Below are 16,815 nucleotides of genomic sequence, written 5' to 3' on the forward strand. Positions count from 1 at the left end.
GTGTTCAGGGCGGATCCGACCGCCCTGAACACTCACGACGTCATGCCGAGGATGCGGTCGGCGGCTGTGACGGCGCCGCCGCCTTCGCGCGTGTGGTCGCGCATGGCCCGCGTGCGGGCGCCGATCTCGTCGTCGGCTGCCACCGCGAGGACCGCGTCGCGAACCGACTCCGGGGTCACCTGCTCGCGCGGGAGCCGGACGCCGAGGCCCAGCTCCACCACCCGCTCCGTGTTGACCTCCTGCTCGCCGTGCATCGGGACCAGGACCAGCGGTGTCCCGCAGTAGAACGCCTCCATCACGCTGCCCATGCCCGCCGACGTCACGAACGCCGACGCGTGCCGCAGCACCGCCGGGTGCGGGACCCACTGTCGTGCCTCGACATTCGGGGGCAACGCTCCCAGCGACGCGGGATCCACGCCGCCGCCCAAGGTCATCACCAGGTTCCACGGCAGGTCCGCGAACGCGCGGGCGCACTGGCGGAAGAAGTCCGGCTGGTCGTTGAACGCCGACGTGCCCAGGGAGACCAGCAGCACCGGGTTCCCGTTCGACGGCGGTTCCCAGCCCGTCAGCGGCCGCTGCGGGCCGAAGCACGGGCCGGTGAACGTGTGCCGCTCGTCGAACGTCTCGCCCGCGTACTGGAACCCGCGGGGGATGAGGACCAGCTTGTGGTCGCCGCCGTCGTCGAGGAACTGCTCCGGCGTCCGGCCCGGGGCCTCGGCCGACAGCAGGGCCTCGAGGTCGGCGAGGAAGTCGTAAGAGTCCTCAGTGGACTCGGGAGCCGGGTACCGCGCGACGTGCGCGGGCAGCGAATAGTGCTCGTTGGACGCGAAACACGCCGAGAGCTGCACGGTCGGGCAGGTGACGTCGTGGGCGAGCACCCGGCCCGCGATCCACATCGTCGAGTCGAAGGCGAGCACGTCCGGCGGGTCTTCCGCCAGCAGCTTCCGCACCGGCTCCAGCGGCGCCAGGCAGCTGGACGCGCCGGTCAGCGCGGCCGCCAGCCGGTGCGAGCCCGGGTCGCCGGCCGGCTCGTCGTAGCCGAGCGGCCGGGCGCCCGTCGCCGCGATCCGGCCGGCGAACGCGCTGCCGGTCGCGACGGTGACCCGGTGGCCGCGCCGGACCAGCTCGCCGAGGACGTCCAGGACGGGGGTCACGTGGCCGTGGCCGGGCAGGGTGCAGAGCACGACGTGTCGGGTCACACCGGCCATGGTCGCAGCGCGCATTCAGGGATTTCGCCAGACATCCGGCCGTTAGCCTCGGGCGCGGACACTCGTGGAGGTGGCGGATGGAGTTCGGCTGGACCGCGGACCAGCGGCAGCGCTACGACCGGACCTTGGCCGACACGCGGGCGGCGTTCCCGGCCGAGCCCGAGTACGTCTTCAGCCGCGAGAAGTGGGCCCTGCTCGGCAAGTTCGGCGTCCTGGGCGCCAGCGTGCCCGCCGAGCACGGCGGCGGCGGCCTCACCGCGCTGGAGACCGCGCGCGTCTTCGAAGCCGCCGGCCAGGGCTGTCCGGACACCGGTCTCGTCTTCGGCGCGGCCGCGCACCTGTTCGCCTGCACGATGCCGATCGTCGGCTTCGGCACGCAGGCCCTGCGCGAGCGGCTGCTGCCCGGCCTCGCCGCCGGAGACCTGATCGCGGGCAACGCGATGACCGAGCCGGAAGCGGGGTCGGACGTCGGGGCGCTGCGGACCACGGCGACGGCCGTCGACGGCGGGTTCGTCCTGAACGGCGTCAAGAGCTTCGTCAGCAACGGCCCGGTCGCCGACGTCCTGGTCACCTACGCGGTCACCGACCCGGATGCCGGCCACTGGGGCATCACGGCCTTCGCGCTCGACGCCGATCTGCCGGGCATCACGCGCGGCGAGCCGTTCGGCAAGCTGGGCATGGAAGGCTGCGTGGCCGGCGAGATCACCTTCACCGACTGCTTCGTCCCGGCGGACGCCGTGCTCGGCGAACCCGGCCAGGGCTCGGCGATCTTCCAGCACTCGATGGGCTGGGAGCGCGCCTGCCTCTTCGCGCTGTACCTCGGCGTGCAGGACCGGCTGATCGCGCGGTGCCGCGACCACGTGCGCGGCCGCCGCCAGTTCGGCAAGCGGCTCGCGGAGTTCCAGTCGGTGTCCAACCGGGTCGTGGAGATGAAGCTGCGGGCCGAAAGCGCCCGGCTGCTGCTGTACCGGGCGTGCTGGGCCCTTGACGCGGGCGAGGACGCGACGCTGTTCGCGGCGTTGTCGAAGCTCGCGGTGTCCGAAGGGACGGTCGCGAGCGCGACCGACGCCGTCCAGCTGTTCGGCAGCCGGGGCTACCTGCGCGAGCACGGCGTCGAGGCCGCGTTGCGGGACGCGATCGGCGGGACGATCTTTTCCGGCGCTTCCGACGTACAACGGCAGCTGGTCGCGATGGAACTGGGGTTGTGATGCTGCACGAGCTGATCCTCACCGCCGCCGAGCGCACTCCGGACGCCCCGGCCGTGCACTGCGGCGACACCACCGTCACCTACCGCGAACTCGACGAGCTGGCCGCCCGCCAGGCCGCCGGGCTGCGCGCGGCCGGGGTCCGCCGCGGTGACCGGGTGCTGATCTGGGCGGAGAAGAGCGTCGAAGTGGTGGCGCTCATGCAGGCGGTACTGCGGCTGGGCGCGGTCTACGTGCCGGTCGCGCCGTCCAACCCGGTGTCCCGGGTGCGGCTCATCGCCGACAGCTGCACACCCGCGCTGGTCGTCACCGGCACGGCGGCCGACTGGGGCCCGAACCCGCCCCCGCTCAGCTCGTTCGCGGCACTGTCCACAAGCGACGGTCCGGTGGTTCCCGAGCGCGTCGGCCCGGACGAGCCCGCCTACATCCTCTACACGTCCGGCTCGACCGGCGCGCCGAAGGGCGTCCTGATCAGCCACCGCAACGCGCTCGCGTTCGTGGAATGGGCCGTCGCGGAGACCGGGCTGCACGCGGGGGACCGGCTGGCCAACCACGCGCCGTTCAACTTCGACCTGTCGGTGTTCGACCTCTACGGCGCGTTCTCCGCCGGGGCCTCGGTGGACCTGGCGGGTTCGGACCTGTCCTACTCACCCGCGGAGCTGACGGACTTCCTGCACGGCCGCGGCATCACCGTCTGGTACTCGGTGCCCTCGGCGCTGGTGCTGATGATGCGGCACGGCGGGCTGCTGGACCGGCCCGCTCCGGCGTCCTTGCGGGTCTGCGTGTTCGCCGGGGAGCCGTTCCCGATCGCCGGGGTCCAGGCGCTGCGCCGCGCGTGGCCGGAGGCGCGGCTGTTCAACTGGTACGGCCCGACCGAGACGAACGTCGTCACGAGCTACGAGGTGACCTCTGCCGATCTCTCGCGGACCGGCGCCCTGCCGATCGGGCGGGCGTGCTCGGGCGCGACGCTGACGCTGGCGGACGGCGAGATCGTCGTCGAGGGTCCGACGGTCATGCTCGGCTACTGGGGCGCGGCCCCGCAGCTCGGCGGCTACCACACGGGCGACCTCGGCCGGTACGACGCGGCGGGCGAGCTGGAGTACGCCGGCCGCCGCGACGCGATGGTCAAGCTGCGCGGCCACCGGATCGAGCTGGGCGAGGTCGAGACGGCCCTGGCCCGGCACCCGGCGGTCGCCGAGGTGGCGGTGGTGGTTGCGGGCGCGGGCATCGACGCGCGGCTGCGCGCGGTGGTCGTCCCGCGTCCCGGCGAGCGCGTGACGCTGCTGGGGATGAAGGCCCACTGCGCGGCCCACCTGCCGAAGTACATGATCGTCGACGAGGTCGTCACGGCGGCGGAACTGCCCCGCACGGCGAACGGCAAGACCGACCGCGCCAAGCTGGCCGCCGCGCACTGACCCGGGACGGGAAAAGGGCGGTCCCGGGGTCGGGACCGCCCCTTTCTCCGTGTTCAGCCGCGCGCGATGACGTAGTGCGTCGGCAGGTTCAGGCTCGAGCCGTCCGCCAGCGTTTCCGTGGTGCGCAGCAGCAGCTCGCCGCCGTCCACGATGGAGAAGCCGCCCAGCTCGTAGACCGTCTCCAGCTCCGCCTCGCCCGCCGCCGGCTGGAGGCCGATGCCGAAGTAGATCGACACCCGCTCCAGCTTCGGCAGGTCGTTCGCCGGGTCGGCGATCAGCTGCTGCATGTACGTGTAGCTCGCCGGGGTCAGCTCCTGGTTGAACACGCACCCGCGCGCCCCGGCCAGCGCGGCCAGGTTGCGCGTGCACGTCACCCGCCGGTCCACCGGCAGCTGGTGGATGACGCCCGACAGGTAGATGTTCACGTCGCCGTAGCGCGCGCGGAACGCGGCCACGGCCGTGTCGTCGAGCACGTCCAGCAGCTCGTACGAGACGTTGGGCGCGGGGTTCTCCGTCCGCGCCCGGTTCAGCGCGGCCTCCGCGATGTCCACCCCGACGACCCGGTCGTACAGCCCGGCCAGGTACTTCGTCTGGGTCCCGTTGCCGCAGCCCAGGTCGACCAGCGGGAGCGCGGGGTCGAAGTGGGCCTTGAACAGCTCCGCGTGCGCCGCCGCGCCCTCGGCGGGCGCGCAGTCCCAGAAGGCCGCGCCCGCGCGGTCCGGGAGGTCCTTCCAGTAGGCCTCCCAGACCTGCCCGTCCTTGTTCGCCATGGTGGGCTTCTCCCGCCGGGTCAGTTCTTCGGCCACGGGATTTCCGGGGCCGCGTAGTACTTCACGCCCAGTGCCGTCCAGCGCGGGCCCTGCGCGGCCAGCCGCGCCGAGAACGACGTCCAGTCGTGGCTCGCCTGCGAGGACCAGCCGATCTCGGCGATCGCGGGCAGCCGCGGGAACGCCAGGTATTGCACGTCGTCCAGGCTCTTCACGGTGTCCGTCCACAAGGGAGCTTCGACGCCCGAGATGTTGGCGTTCAGCGCGCCCGGCACCACCGCCGTCGGGTCCCAGCCGTACGCCGCCTGGACGCTGATGGTCCCGGCCCAGTCGAGGCCGGTGTCCGCCGGGACACCGGGGGCGTACTTCATGTCCAGGTAGGTGTAGACGCACGGCGCCATGATCAGCTTGGCGCCCTTCTGGCTGGCCTGGCCGACCTCGTTCTGGGTGCCGTCGTAGATCCAGAACTCGCCGGTCGCGCCCTTCGGCGGGGTCGCCGTCAGCATCTCCGCCCAGCCCAGCAGCTTCTTGCCGAGCTTGGCCACCATCGGCGCGATCTTCGCCATGAACGCCGTGTACTGCGCGTCGTCGAGGTCCTGGATCTCGTCGCCGCCGACGTCGAGGTAGTCGCCCGGGGTCAGCGCCGCGACCTGCGTGAGCACGTCGTTGATGAACTTGTAGGTGACCGGCTTGGTCACGCACAGGTCCGACCGCGGCGCGGGGGTGAGCCCGGTGTAGACCGGCCCCGCGACGCCGTCGCAGTTGAGCTCGGCGTACGACGCCAGCGCGGCGCCGAAGTGCGACGGCATGTCGACCTCCGGCACGATCGTGATGTGCCGGCTCTGGGCGTAGGAGACGATGTCGCGGTACTGGGCCTGGGTGTAGAAGCCACCGGCACCGCCGCCCGAGCCGGTGCTCGCGCCCTTGGCCGTCAGGTTCGGCCAGCCGTCGATCTGCAGCCGCCAGCCCTGGTCGTCGGTGAGGTGGAGGTGCAGGTTGTTGACCTTGTACAGCGCGATGTCGTCGAGGTACTTCTTCACGTCCGCCACCGGCAGGAAGTGCCGGGCGACGTCGAGCATCGCGCCGCGGTAGGCGTAGCGCGGGTAGTCGAGGATGTGGCCGCCGGGCACCGTGAGCGTCCCGGTGAGCGAGGCGGGCAGCAGCTGGCGCAGCGTCTGCACGCCGTTGAACAGCCCGGCGGGCTTCGCCGCCCGGATGGTCACGCCGGTCGCGGAGGTGTCGAGCTGGTAGCCCTCGTCGCCGACGCGGAGGTCCGCCCCGCCGAGCAGCAGCGAGATGCCGGGCAGCGTCCTGGGCAGCCACGGCCCGACGGGCACCACGGGGACCGGCAGCCGGGTCGCCGGGCGCAGCAGCCCGGCGAGGTAGTCGCCGACCTGGCGCGCGTCGGCGCCGGCGGAGGTGAACACGGTCGTCGCGGCGCCGAGCCGGTAGCTCACGGCCGGGTCCGCGGTCACCGACACCGGGGCGGGCACGATCTGCTGCAGGGCCGACACGGCCGCGGCGGGCCGCGGGGCGGCGCCGGCGGGCACCGCCGGGGCGATCAGGCCGAGGAGGGAGAGGAGCAGCACCCCACGCTTGACACTTCGAGCGGTCATGAGCCGTCCATTGCGGATAGTGTGGCGGAAGAAAGACACTGGCCCCTTTCTCTTAACCGGCCCACCGCCCGCGGGTCCACCCGATCGGCCGACCTCTAGGCAGACTGCTAAGGCCGGGCCGGCGGGCTCGCCGGAACAACTAAGGTTGTGAGCCGACAACCTTCCGTCACCGACTGTCAACCTTTGGCCGTTTTTCGCGAGGGTTCGATCCGCCAAGATCGGGTAGTACGCAATGCCAGGCGCGTCCGCCAGGGGGAAATCCGGCCGGACGCGGGGATCCCGGCCCGTACCGACGACCGACACAGAAACGGGTGACCGACATGACCGACACGCCGACCGCCGTCCACTACCGTGCCTACCTCCTCGCCTACGACATCGAGAAGGAAGACCTCTACGACCGCACCCGCACCGCGTTCCTGACCCGCGCCGGCGTGCTGACCGAGCTGGCGCTGCGCGGCAACATCGCCGACGAAGACGGCGACGCCGTGCTGGTCAAGGCGGACCCGACCGGCGACCCGGTGCTGGACAAGCTGCTGGCGCAGATCGGCAACGAGAAGCGCAGCTGGAAGTCGTGGATCCGCCACGACTACAAGGAGACCCTCGACGACATCGAGGAGCAGCTCGTCGAGCAGAAGCTCCTGACGGTCGAGGAGAAGAAGGTCCTCGGCGTCGTGCCGAAGACGCACGTGACCGTCACCGACCCCGCCATCGCGAAGGCGCTGCAGGAGCACGCCGTCGAGGTGCTGCACGGCTCGACCCCGGCCGCCGAGATCGGCGCGGACGACGCCGCGCTCGTCGCGCTCGCCGCCGCCGGCACGGTCCCGAGCGTGGTGACGCGCAAGGAGAGCAAGGGCGAGTACAAGGACCGCATCGAGGAGCTGACCGACCGCGTCGGCGAGGTCGCGCCCGGCCTGGAGAAGGCGCTGCGCGGCATCCGCCTCACGATGATCGCCGCCCAGGGCGGCCTCGGCTTCAGCGGCTGACGCCGCACCGACGAAAGGACCCGGTGGCCTCGCGGCCGCCGGGTCCTTTCGCTTCCGCCCCTGGGGAGGGGTCATCCGAGCGCGGGCATCACCTTGTCCGCGAACAGGGTCAGCGTCCGGGACATGGTCTCGGCCGACTGGCCGCCGAAGTCGAGGTTCCACAGGATGACGTCGGGGCCGAGCACGTCGCGGACCTCTTCGATCCGGCCCAGCACCGTGTCGGGCGAGCCGACGACGGCCTTGGCCTCCAGGCCGTCCGTCTCCAGGTCGAAGCTCGCCATCTGCCGCGCCATCGCGGTGTAGCCCTCGTACGCGGGCGATTCGACGTTGTGCCAGGAGAGGATCGCCTCCTTGAAGGCGTTGAACGACTTCACCATGAACGGCACGGCCAGGTCGCGGGCCCCTTCGTCGGTGTCCGCGATCAGCAGCGGGATGCTCACCGCGAACTTCGGCTTGCGGCCGGAATCGCCGTGCTCCTCGAGGAACGCGGTGCGGTACAGCTCGACGTACTCGCGCTTGCGGGCCATCTCGTTCAGCTGGGTCGAGCTGATCAGCAGGTTGAAGCCCTTGCGGCCGGTCCAGTCGAAGCTCGCCGGGGTCGCCAGCGCGGCCACCCACACGGGCGGGCCGGGCTGCTGCACCGGGGCCGGCAGCGAATTCGCGTTCTCGTACTCGAAGAACGGCGTCTTCTCGGTGACGTCCGTTTCGCGCCACAGCCGCACGACGGCTTCGATCGTGGCGAGGAACCGCTCTCGGCTGGTGTCCATGTCGACGCCGAAGGCCTCGAACTCGTACGGCAGGAAGGCCCGCGCGAAGCCGACGTCCAGGCGGCCGCCGCTCATCACGTCGACCTGGGCCGCGTGCGCGGCGATCTGGATGGGGTGGTGGAAGGAGGCCTGGATGCCGCCGGTCATCAGGCGGATCGACTCGGTGCGCGCGGCCACGGCCGACAGGAAAGCCAGCGGGCTGGGGGAATATCCGCCGTAGGAGCGCAGGTAGTGCTCGGTCATCTTGACGTAGTTCAGGCCGAGCTGATCGGCGAGCACACTGACCTGCAGCACATCCTGGAAGTACTGCGAGGCGGTCGTGGTCTCCGGGTCGCAGTCCGGCAACAGCGAGACGCCATACTCCACGTTCTGATACCTCCGGCGAATAGGGTGACGAGCCTGGACGGGCCGGCTGCCAGCTTTTTCCCACCGGGCGGACGCGCGATAGCCGCCCTAGCAAGCCAACCCTGGGGGAACTCTTAAAGAGTCCCGCGCCCGGAGCTGAGGAATCGCCTAGAGCCCCCATGCTAGCCCGGTTCCGCGCGCAAGGGGGTGCGTAGCGTCGCGGCAGCCGCTCGGAAACGTTCGTTAGGGGAATTCGGTGACTCTGGGGTATCTCTTCGGCGCGAACATCTCCGATCCCGACCCGGAGCACGGCGCGAACCTGTACGAGGCGTACCCGGCCATGCGCCGGACCTACGAAGAGTTCCGCGACTGGACCGGCCTCGAACCGCGCACCCTGCTGCGCGGCGAGTTCGAGCCCCGCGGCGACCACGACCGGTTCAGCCTGGCCGGCACCCGCCTGGCCGCGCTGGCGCTGGGCATCCACGACGTGCTCGCCGAGTCCGGCGTCCACCCCGGTGTCGCGGGCGGGATCAGCCTCGGCGGGCTGATCGCGAGCTCGGTGGCCGGCGCGGTCGACCGCCGGATGCTGTTCGACCTGCTGCTGCGCGAAGCGAAGACGCCCGTGCCCGACCCGCCACCGCCGGCCCAGGGCGCGGCCATCGCGTTCCTCCCGGTCACCGAGGACCCGACGTTCTACTACGGCGCCCGGCGGCCCGGCGTGTACCTCGGCGGCGACTTCGGGGTGCTGGCGAACGGGACCGCCCGGCTGCTCATGCTCAGCGGCACGGCCGAGGCCCTCGAAAAGCTGGTCGCGCAGAGCCCGCCCGGCATGATCAGCGTCATCGACGGCCAGCCGTTCGCGGTGCACTCCCCGCTGCGCCAGTACGCGACGGACTTCATGGCGCCGACCGTGGCGGCCATGCCGGTCACCGACCCGCGGATCCCGGTGTGCTCCTTCCTCGAGGAACGCGCGCTGACGACGGCGGCCGAGGTCCGCGATCTGTTCCAGCGCAACAAGACCACCACGATGAGCCTGCCGCACGTGTGCGCCGGGATGAAGGCCCAGGGGGTCCGGCTCGCCTTCGTGCTCGGGCCGACGCTGCCCGCCGGCGTGCTCGACTTCCCGTTCCCCGTCGTGCGCATCACCGAGCCGCACCACGTCACCGAAGCCATGACCGCGATCTACGACTACGCCGTCGACCTCGTCGCCCCGTGAAGCAAGGAGAGACCGTGAGCACCCGCACGCACGAACGTGCCAGCCTGACCGACCACTGGTTGTCCCTCGACCTCGACGCGTGGACGCGGCACGTGGTGCGGCGGCACTTCAACCCGGAGCTCGGCAGCCCGTACTGGCTGAAGCGGGCGACCGAGCTGTCCTTCGACCCGAGGGACATCACGCGCTACGACCAGCTCGCCGAGTTCGGCCCGTTCCCGCCCGGCGACCTGCGCGGCATGGACCCCGGCGACCTGGTGCCGCGCATCGTCCCGCGCCCGCTGACCGGCCGCGTCTGGGAGTCCGGCGGCACCACCGGCGACCCCGTGCGGGTGTTCTACACCGAAGACATGATGACCCACCGCGTCGAGTGGCGCCGCTGGTCGTACCTCTTCGACGGCTACCAGGCGGGCCGGACCTGGCTGCAGGCGACGCCGAGCGGGCCGCACCAGATCGGCAACGGCGCGATCGAGCTGTCCGAGCAGCTGGCCGGGCTCGTCTACGGCATCGACATGGACCCCCGGTGGATCAAGCAGCTCATCCGCGCCGGCAAGATGAAGGAACTGGGGGAGTACACCGACCACGTGCTCGGCCAGATCGTCGACATCCTGCGCTCGCAGCACGTCCACTACCTCAACACGACACCCGCGTTGCTGCAGAAGCTGATCGCGCGGCACCCCGAGCTGGTCGCCGCGCTCGACGGCGTCCGGCTCGGCGGCACGCACATGAGCCCGCGGATGTACCAGGACTTCGTCAAGGCGCTGGACGGCGGGCTCGTGCGGTCGGGCTACGGCAACACCTTCGGCAACGCCGTGAGCCTGCACCCCGAGGACGGCGGCGCGATCCTCCCTTACGCGCCGACGTACCCGCAGGTGACGATGTCCGTTGTGGACCCTTCGGACTTCCGCGTGAACGTCGACAATGGACAGTTGAAGCTGACCGTGCTCCACGAAGACCTCTTCCTGCCGAACCTGCTGGAGCGCGACGAGGCGACCCGCTACGACACCAAGGGCGAGTGGCCGGTGGACGGCGTCTACAACGTCCGCCCCCTGCAGGTGAGCCAGGCCGCGCCGGAAGGCCTCTACTGATGGCCACGCCGAAGGTGGTCGTGATCGGCGCCGGGGTCATCGGCGCCGCGGTGACCTACCACCTCGCGAAGCGCGGGGCGCGCGTGCACTGCGTCGACCGCGCGGACCGGCCCGCCGCCGGCACCACGGAGGTCGGGTTCGCCACGGCGACGGCCTACCGGCGCTTCCCCAAGGCCTACTTCGAGCTGAACCAGGCCGGCATCGACGAGCACACGGCGCTGGCCGGGGACTCCGCGCCCTGGTGGCACCGCACCGGGACGGTGGCGTGGACCGACGACGAGTCGTTCACCGGCTACCTCGCCCAGCTCGAAGAGTGGGGCTGCCCGGTCGAGCGGCAGGTCCCGGACGGCTCGTCGGTGGTCCTGCCGTCGGCGGGACCGGTCGCCTTCCTGCCGGCCGAGGGCTGGATCGACGCGGTCGCCTTCACCCGCCACCTCCTGGACCAGGCGGTCTCCCTCGGGGCCACGCTGGACCTGACCGCCGAGGTGACGTCGGTGTCGGGCGGGGTCGGCCTCGCGGACGGCCGCCGGATCGAGGCCGACGTCGTGGTCAACGCCACCGGTTCGGCCGCGGACGAGATCGGCGCCCTGGCCGGCGCCCGCCCGTTCCTCGGGGCGCCGCGGCGCAGCCTGATCGCCCACCTGCTCGTCGACGGCGACCCGCTCGAGTACATCCTGCGCGCGCCCGAGGTCAGCATCCGCCCGGACGGGCCCGGGCGGGTGGTCCTGCGCTCGGACCGCGTCGACCGCGGGCTGCCCCCGCGGTCGGGGACGCCCGACCCGGAGTTCGTGAAGGACCTGCTGGACCGGGCGGCGAAGGTGGTGCCGCTGCTGGGCACGGCGACCGTCCGCGCGGCCGAGGTGGTCGACGCGCGGTGCGCGCGGGACGAACTGCCGAGCGTGGGGCCGTTGTCGGCCGTGCCGGGGTACTACGAGGCCGTCGCCAGCGCCGGGGTGACCCTGGCACCGCTGTTCGGCAAGGCACTGGCGGCCCGCATCGTCGACGGCGCGCCCGACCCGCTGGTCGACGTTTTCACGCCGGACCGGTTCGCCGTGACGGCAAGCTAGGAACTTCCCCAAAAGTTCCGTCGCACAATGATCTCGCACCGGGAAACCGGTCGCGAAGGGGTGTAGCTCTCAATTGGCCAGAGCAGCGGTTTCCAACACCGACGGTTGCAGGTTCGAGTCCTGCCGCCCCTGCCACGAAACACCGGTCCCGGCCGGGCCCGCCGACCCGTTGGGAGTGACCGAGGTGACCATCTGGACCGACCTGCTGGGCAGCCAGTCCCATTACCTCGGCGAAAAGTACCGCACCCGCGTCATCGAATCCGGTGACGGCGAGGCGCTCGTGCTGCTGCACGGCGTCGGCGGGCACGCCGAGGCCTACGCGCGCAACGTCAACCGGCTCGGCGGGCACTACCGGGCGATGGCGGTGGACCTGCTCTGGCACGGCTGCTCCGCCAAGCCGGAGTTCACCCACGACGCCGTCGGGACGTACGTCGAGCAGGTGCTCGACCTCCTGGACTCGCAAGGCATCGAGCGCGCGCACATCGAGGGTGAGTCGCTCGGCGGCTGGGTCGCCCTGACGCTCGCGTTGGAGCACCCCGAGCGCGTCGGGAAGCTGGTGCTCAACACCACCGCGGGCATCAAGTGGGCGGCGGGCTCGGTGAACGAGCGGCCCGCCGAAGGGCGCGAGGCCCTGCGTGCCCGGTCGCTGGCCGCCATCGAGAACCCGACGCCGGAGACGATCCGCACCCGGCTGGAATGGCTGATGGCCACCCCCGACCGCGTCACCGACGAGCTGGTCGAGGTCCGCCGCCGCATCTACGCCGAGCCGGCGACGAACGCCGCGCTGCGCACGGTGTTCGAGAACTCCTTCGGGTTCGGCTCCGGGCCGAACCGCCGGATCTCCGAGGACCGGCTCGCGGCGGTGAGCGTGCCGACGCTGGTGCTGTGGTCGGACCACAACCCCGGCAGCGGGCCCGACGTGGGCCGCCGGATCGCGAAACTCATCCCCGGCGCGGCCTTCCACTGTGTCGCCGACGCCGCGCACTGGCCCCAGTGGGAGCAGCCCGAGGAGCACGACCGCGTGGTCCTCGGCTTCCTGGGCAGTGCGGAGTGACCAGCAGGAGGACGAACCCCATGCGCATCCGCAGTCTCGCCTACGTCGGACTGTCCACAAGAGACCTGCCGGCGTGGGCGGAGTTCGGCGCGGAGGTCCTGGGACTCCCGGGAGAGCGCGGGGACGACCGCCTGCTGCTCCGCATGGACGAGCGCGCCTACCGCTTCGACATCCGCGCCGGCGACGCCGAGGCGCTGACCTGGCTGGGCTGGGAGGTGGCGAGCGCCGCCGACCTGGCCGCGCTCGAGCACGAGCTGACGTCCGCCGGTGCGGCGGTCACCCGGGCGACGGCCGCCGAGTGCGCCGACCGGCGCGTCGCGGGCATGGCCTGGCTCGAAGACCCGTCGGGCCTGCGGCACGAGCTGTGCTACGGCCAGGAAGCCGACTTCCGGCCGTTGCGCCTGACCCGGACGCTCACCGGCTACCGCACCGGAGAGCACGGGATGGGCCACGCCGTCGTGGGCGTGAAGAACTACGCCGAGACGCTGGCGTTCCTGGTCGACACGCTCGGCTTCGGGGTCAGCGACACCTTCAAGGGCTTCATCGCGTTCCTGCACTGCAATCCGCGCCACCACTCCATCGCGCTGGTGGAGACCGACGAGCCCGGCCTGCGGCACATCATGCTGGAGACGACCACGCTCGACGACGTCGGCACGACCATCGACGTCGCCTTCGACCGCGGCATCGTCACCCGCACGCTCGGCAGGCACACCAACGACCGGGCCGTCTCGTTCTACCTCGAGACGCCGTCGGGCTGGGAGATCGAGTACGGCTGGGACGGCATGGACGTCGACACCGCCGACTGGTCGACGCGCCAGCTGGCCGGGCCGACCAGCCTGTGGGGCCACCACCACGTGACCGGCACCGAGATCAAGACGTCATGACGCCGGACGCCCTCGACCCGGACATCACGAAGCTGTCCGGCTGGCAGCGGGAGTGGGTCAAGGCCGCCCGCGCCGAGGTCGACGAAGACGAGCTGGCCCTGCTGTGCCAGGCGGCCACCGACATCCCCAGCCCGACCGGCTGCGAGCGCGAGCTGGCCGAGTACTTCCGCGACGTGATGACGTCGGCGGGGCTCGACAGCCGGCTGCAGGCGATCGACGAGCGCCAGGCCAACCTCGTCACCCGCGTCGGCACCGGCCGGGCGGGCGCGCAGCTGCTCCTGCTGGCGCCGCTGGACACCGCGTTCGCGCCCGGGCCGGAGGACGCGCCCTGGCTGGGGGAGCGGCCCCGGCCCGACTTCACGCTGCCCGCGCAGCGGTTCGGCGACAAGATCGTCGGGCTCGGCGCGGAGAACCCCAAGGCGTTCGCCGGCTGCGCGCTGGCCGCCGCGCTCGCCGTGCACCGCTCCGGCGTCCCGCTCGACGGGCAGCTGGTCGTCGCGCTGGTCGGCGGCAGCATGCCGGTGCTGGCCGGGGAGCTGTCGTCGCGGCGCAACTCGGGCATGCACGTCGGCACCCAGTTCCTGATGGACCACGGCCAGTGCTCCTCGGACCTGGCGATCGTGCTCAAGCCGGGCTACTCGGTCGTGCACGAAGAGGTCGGGTTCGCGATCTTCCGCGTCGTCGTGCGCGGTTCGGTCGGCTACACCGGCAGCCGGCACAAGGGCCACTACAGCAACGCGATCGTCGCGGCCGCGCGGATGGTCGGCTCGCTGGAAAGCTGGTTCGCCGAGTACACCGCGCGCAACTCGTCCGGGCAGGTCGCGCCGCAGGGCGCGGTCACCGCGATCCGGGCCGGCGACGGCACCAAGCCGGCGTTCAACCCGGCGACCTGCGAGTTCTGGGTCGACCTGCGGGTCAACCCGCGCACCACGGTCAACGACGTGGCCGGGCAGTTCGAGGCGGTCGTCGCCGAGCTGCGCGCGGCCGAGCCCGCCGTGGACGTCGAGGTCGAGCTCGTGGCCGGCCAGGCCGGTTCGGCCACATCGCCGGACAGCCCGGTGGTGACCCGGCTGATCCGGGCCTGGGAAGACGTCGAAGGCCGGCCGCACGTCCCGGGCAAGCCGGGCAGCGGCCTGTCCGACGGCGGCGTGCTGCGCCGCCACGGCATCCCGACCGCGCGGATCGGCCTGCCCCCGGCGGCCGAACCGAGCCCGTTCGAAGGGTTTTCCATGGGGGTCGCGGACCTGCCCGCCATGCGCCGGCTGGTCGACCTGCTGGTCGGCGTCGTGGTGGACGTGACCACCCGGCAGCGCGCCGAACTGCGTGAACCGCCCGCGAGCAGCCGAGGAGACAACAGATGACCGACACCGTCGACAACGACGTCCGCCCGGCACGGAGGCAGGCGAACATCGGCGGCCCCGGCCGCCGCGACTGGTCCACCTGGCCGCGGTACGAGGCGGCCGCGCTCGGGTTCCGCGAGTACTGGTACCCCGTGGCGTGGTCGCGGAAGGTGGGCCGCAAGCCGCGGGCGATCAAGGTGCTCGGCGAGCAGATCATGCTCGTGCGCGACGGCGGCGCGGTCCGCGCGCTGCACGACCGGTGCCCGCACCGCGGGGTCCCGCTGAGCCACGAGATGTCGTCGCAGGAGTTCCCCGGCACGTGGAGCTGCTGCTACCACGGATGGACGTTCGACCTGGAGACGGGCGTGCTGGTCGCGGCGATCACCGACGGCCCGGAGTCGCCGATCTGCGGCAAGGTCACCGTGCGCACGTACCCGGTCGAAGAAGCGCGGGGCCTGGTCTGGCTGTGGCTGGGCGACGGCCCGGCGCGCCCGCTCGCCGACGACGTCCCGGAGGAACTGCTCGACCCGGCCGCCCTGGTGGTCGGCCGCATCACCGTGCGGGACGGCAACTGGCGCTTCGGCGCGGAGAACGGCTTCGACGACGGGCACGCGAAATGGCTGCACCGCAACGCTCTTTGGACCAAGCGCGTCAAGATGCCGGTGTGGAGCGAGATGAAGGTGATCCGTGACGGGCCGTGGATCACCCGCCGCAAGGACAAGATGCACTACAGCGCCTCGTTCCCCGGCCTCGGCGACTTCCCGAAGAAGAAGTGGTACCGCCGGCGCGAAGGCAACAAGACGAAGGTGTCGCTGCGGCTGCCGGGCACGTTGCGGGTGAAGTACGAGGAGTGGTCGCACTTCGAGTGGTGGGTGGCCGCGACCGCGGAGGACCACACGTACGTCCAGCTCGCCGTGATGAGCAAGGGCAAGTGGCGCAACCGGAAGTTCTGGTTCTACTACTGGACGTGGGCCCGCTGGGTGTTCCACGGCATGTTCAACGACGAGGACCGCCTGATGGTCGAGGTCACCGACGCCCCGCCGGAACGGCTGTACCGCCCGGACGTCTCGCTGACCGAGTGGCGGAAGCTGGTCGAGGAGGAGGCCCGGCGCAGCCCGGTCGAGGTGGTCAAGGAGCAGCAGGCCGAGCGGAGGCGGGCGAAGCATGACTGAGCCGTTCCGGCTGGTGGTCGGGATGTCCGGCTCCAGCGGCGCGATCTACGGCATCCGGCTGCTGGAGATCCTCAAGGGGATGCCGGAGGTCGAGACGCACCTGGTCGTCACGCCGGCGGCCCGGCAGACGATCTCCTTCGAGACGGACTGGACGCCTGCGTCGGTCGCGTCCCTGGCCGATTTCACCTACCGGCCCGGTGACATCGCCGCGCCGATCTCGAGCGGGTCGTTCCCGATCGACGCCATGGTCGTGCTGCCGTGCTCGGTGCGTTCGCTCGGGGCCATCGTCTGGTCGCAGAACGACAGCCTGCTGGTGCGGGCGGCCGACGTGACGCTGAAGGAGCGGCGGAAGCTCGTGGTCGCGTTGCGCGAGACGCCATTGCACCTGGGGCACCTGCGGGCGATGACCCAGGTGACCGAGATGGGCGGGATCATCGCGCCGCTGATGCCCGCGTTCTACGGCCGCCCGAAGTCGTTGGGCGACCTGGTCGACCACCAGGTGGGGCGGCTCTGCGACCTGCTGGGGATCACACCGCCGGACGAGCTGGTCGGACGCTGGCACGGTCCCGCGGCCCAGTGAAAAGGCCCCTTCCGCCGGAAGGGGCCTTTCGCTTTGGTGGAAGGTCGCCCGCACCCCTCCCCTATTACTTTTTGGGGTTCTAAATTGATCAGATTTTGGTGTGGGGGGGTG

15 protein-coding genes and 1 tRNA gene are annotated in these 16,815 nt (G+C 71.6%); 12 read left to right on the top strand and 4 right to left on the bottom strand.

Annotated elements, in window-relative coordinates:
• Positions 1-32: 32 nt before the first annotated feature.
• Positions 33-1,199 carry a macrolide family glycosyltransferase gene (locus ACWEN0_RS49540; protein ID WP_451988730.1) on the bottom strand — a complete coding sequence of 389 codons (1,167 nt, stop codon included), beginning with the start codon at positions 1,197-1,199 and terminating at the stop codon, positions 33-35.
• A gap of 86 nt (positions 1,200-1,285) precedes the next feature.
• On the opposite strand from ACWEN0_RS49540, the gene ACWEN0_RS49545 reads away from it, so the two are divergent.
• Together ACWEN0_RS49545 and ACWEN0_RS49550 are read left to right on the top strand one after the other, a co-directional pair.
• Entirely contained in the window at positions 1,286-2,416 is a 1,131-nt protein-coding gene (locus ACWEN0_RS49545; protein ID WP_451988731.1) for an acyl-CoA dehydrogenase family protein, read from the top strand.
• Positions 2,416-3,828: an AMP-binding protein gene (locus tag ACWEN0_RS49550; protein WP_451988732.1), complete on the top strand. Its 1,413-nt coding sequence runs from the start codon at positions 2,416-2,418 to the stop codon at positions 3,826-3,828. Before ACWEN0_RS49545 ends, ACWEN0_RS49550 begins: the two co-directional genes overlap by 1 nt.
• A 53-nt stretch (positions 3,829-3,881) precedes the next feature.
• Here ACWEN0_RS49550 and ACWEN0_RS49555 read toward each other — a convergent pair whose 3' ends face one another.
• Both ACWEN0_RS49555 and ACWEN0_RS49560 read right to left on the bottom strand, forming a co-directional pair.
• Positions 3,882-4,634 (bottom strand): class I SAM-dependent methyltransferase, encoded by a 753-nt coding sequence (locus ACWEN0_RS49555; RefSeq protein WP_451988733.1) that lies wholly within the window; start codon positions 4,632-4,634, stop codon positions 3,882-3,884.
• Complete coding sequence (locus ACWEN0_RS49560; RefSeq protein WP_451988734.1) at positions 4,619-6,211, bottom strand: beta-N-acetylhexosaminidase; 1,593 nt, start codon at positions 6,209-6,211, stop codon at positions 4,619-4,621. The genes ACWEN0_RS49555 and ACWEN0_RS49560 overlap by 16 nt, the downstream gene beginning before the upstream one ends.
• A gap of 320 nt (positions 6,212-6,531) precedes the next feature.
• Here ACWEN0_RS49560 and ACWEN0_RS49565 point away from each other — a divergent pair, with 320 nt between their 5' ends.
• Positions 6,532-7,194 (top strand): GOLPH3/VPS74 family protein, encoded by a 663-nt coding sequence (locus ACWEN0_RS49565; RefSeq protein WP_451988735.1) that lies wholly within the window; start codon positions 6,532-6,534, stop codon positions 7,192-7,194.
• 71 nt (positions 7,195-7,265) lie between these two features.
• Here the strand turns inward: ACWEN0_RS49565 and ACWEN0_RS49570 are convergent, their stop codons facing one another.
• Positions 7,266-8,327, bottom strand: a complete 1,062-nt coding sequence (locus tag ACWEN0_RS49570) for an LLM class flavin-dependent oxidoreductase (protein ID WP_451988736.1) — start codon at positions 8,325-8,327, stop codon at positions 7,266-7,268.
• Positions 8,328-8,562: 235 nt separating this feature from the next.
• Here ACWEN0_RS49570 and ACWEN0_RS49575 point away from each other — a divergent pair, with 235 nt between their 5' ends.
• From ACWEN0_RS49575 to ACWEN0_RS49615, 9 genes are all read left to right on the top strand, one after another.
• Positions 8,563-9,522: a hypothetical protein gene (locus ACWEN0_RS49575; RefSeq protein WP_451988737.1), complete on the top strand. Its 960-nt coding sequence runs from the start codon at positions 8,563-8,565 to the stop codon at positions 9,520-9,522.
• A 14-nt stretch (positions 9,523-9,536) separates the two neighbouring features.
• Entirely contained in the window at positions 9,537-10,607 is a 1,071-nt protein-coding gene (locus tag ACWEN0_RS49580) for a hypothetical protein (protein ID WP_451988738.1), read from the top strand.
• Positions 10,607-11,674 (top strand): NAD(P)/FAD-dependent oxidoreductase, encoded by a 1,068-nt coding sequence (locus tag ACWEN0_RS49585; protein WP_451988739.1) that lies wholly within the window; start codon positions 10,607-10,609, stop codon positions 11,672-11,674. The genes ACWEN0_RS49580 and ACWEN0_RS49585 overlap by 1 nt, the downstream gene beginning before the upstream one ends.
• A gap of 56 nt (positions 11,675-11,730) precedes the next feature.
• A tRNA-Trp gene (locus ACWEN0_RS49590) sits at positions 11,731-11,809 on the top strand.
• 49 nt (positions 11,810-11,858) lie between these two features.
• A complete protein-coding gene (locus ACWEN0_RS49595; RefSeq protein ID WP_451988740.1) occupies positions 11,859-12,728 on the top strand; it encodes an alpha/beta fold hydrolase in 870 nt (289 codons plus the stop codon).
• A gap of 20 nt (positions 12,729-12,748) precedes the next feature.
• Positions 12,749-13,612, top strand: coding sequence for a VOC family protein (locus tag ACWEN0_RS49600; RefSeq protein ID WP_451988741.1), 864 nt, complete (start codon positions 12,749-12,751; stop codon positions 13,610-13,612).
• Entirely contained in the window at positions 13,609-14,973 is a 1,365-nt protein-coding gene (locus tag ACWEN0_RS49605; protein ID WP_451988742.1) for a M20 family metallopeptidase, read from the top strand. The genes ACWEN0_RS49600 and ACWEN0_RS49605 overlap by 4 nt, the downstream gene beginning before the upstream one ends.
• Complete coding sequence (locus ACWEN0_RS49610) at positions 14,970-16,124, top strand: Rieske 2Fe-2S domain-containing protein (RefSeq protein ID WP_451988743.1); 1,155 nt, start codon at positions 14,970-14,972, stop codon at positions 16,122-16,124. Before ACWEN0_RS49605 ends, ACWEN0_RS49610 begins: the two co-directional genes overlap by 4 nt.
• Positions 16,117-16,704: a UbiX family flavin prenyltransferase gene (locus tag ACWEN0_RS49615; protein WP_451988744.1), complete on the top strand. Its 588-nt coding sequence runs from the start codon at positions 16,117-16,119 to the stop codon at positions 16,702-16,704. Before ACWEN0_RS49610 ends, ACWEN0_RS49615 begins: the two co-directional genes overlap by 8 nt.
• The last annotated feature ends 111 nt before the right edge of the window (positions 16,705-16,815 follow it).

The organism is Amycolatopsis sp. NPDC004378, from assembly GCF_053602455.1.

Coding starts and splice junctions, on each gene's coding strand:
- ACWEN0_RS49585 (WP_451988739.1), top strand. CDS start 10,607: ATGGCCACGCCGAAGGTGGTCGTGATCGGCGCCGGGGTCATCGGCGCC.
- ACWEN0_RS49545 (WP_451988731.1), top strand. CDS start 1,286: ATGGAGTTCGGCTGGACCGCGGACCAGCGGCAGCGCTACGACCGGACC.
- ACWEN0_RS49600 (WP_451988741.1), top strand. CDS start 12,749: ATGCGCATCCGCAGTCTCGCCTACGTCGGACTGTCCACAAGAGACCTG.
- ACWEN0_RS49565 (WP_451988735.1), top strand. CDS start 6,532: ATGACCGACACGCCGACCGCCGTCCACTACCGTGCCTACCTCCTCGCC.
- ACWEN0_RS49615 (WP_451988744.1), top strand. CDS start 16,117: ATGACTGAGCCGTTCCGGCTGGTGGTCGGGATGTCCGGCTCCAGCGGC.
- ACWEN0_RS49550 (WP_451988732.1), top strand. CDS start 2,416: ATGCTGCACGAGCTGATCCTCACCGCCGCCGAGCGCACTCCGGACGCC.
- ACWEN0_RS49560 (WP_451988734.1), bottom strand. CDS start 6,211: ATGACCGCTCGAAGTGTCAAGCGTGGGGTGCTGCTCCTCTCCCTCCTC.
- ACWEN0_RS49605 (WP_451988742.1), top strand. CDS start 13,609: ATGACGCCGGACGCCCTCGACCCGGACATCACGAAGCTGTCCGGCTGG.
- ACWEN0_RS49610 (WP_451988743.1), top strand. CDS start 14,970: ATGACCGACACCGTCGACAACGACGTCCGCCCGGCACGGAGGCAGGCG.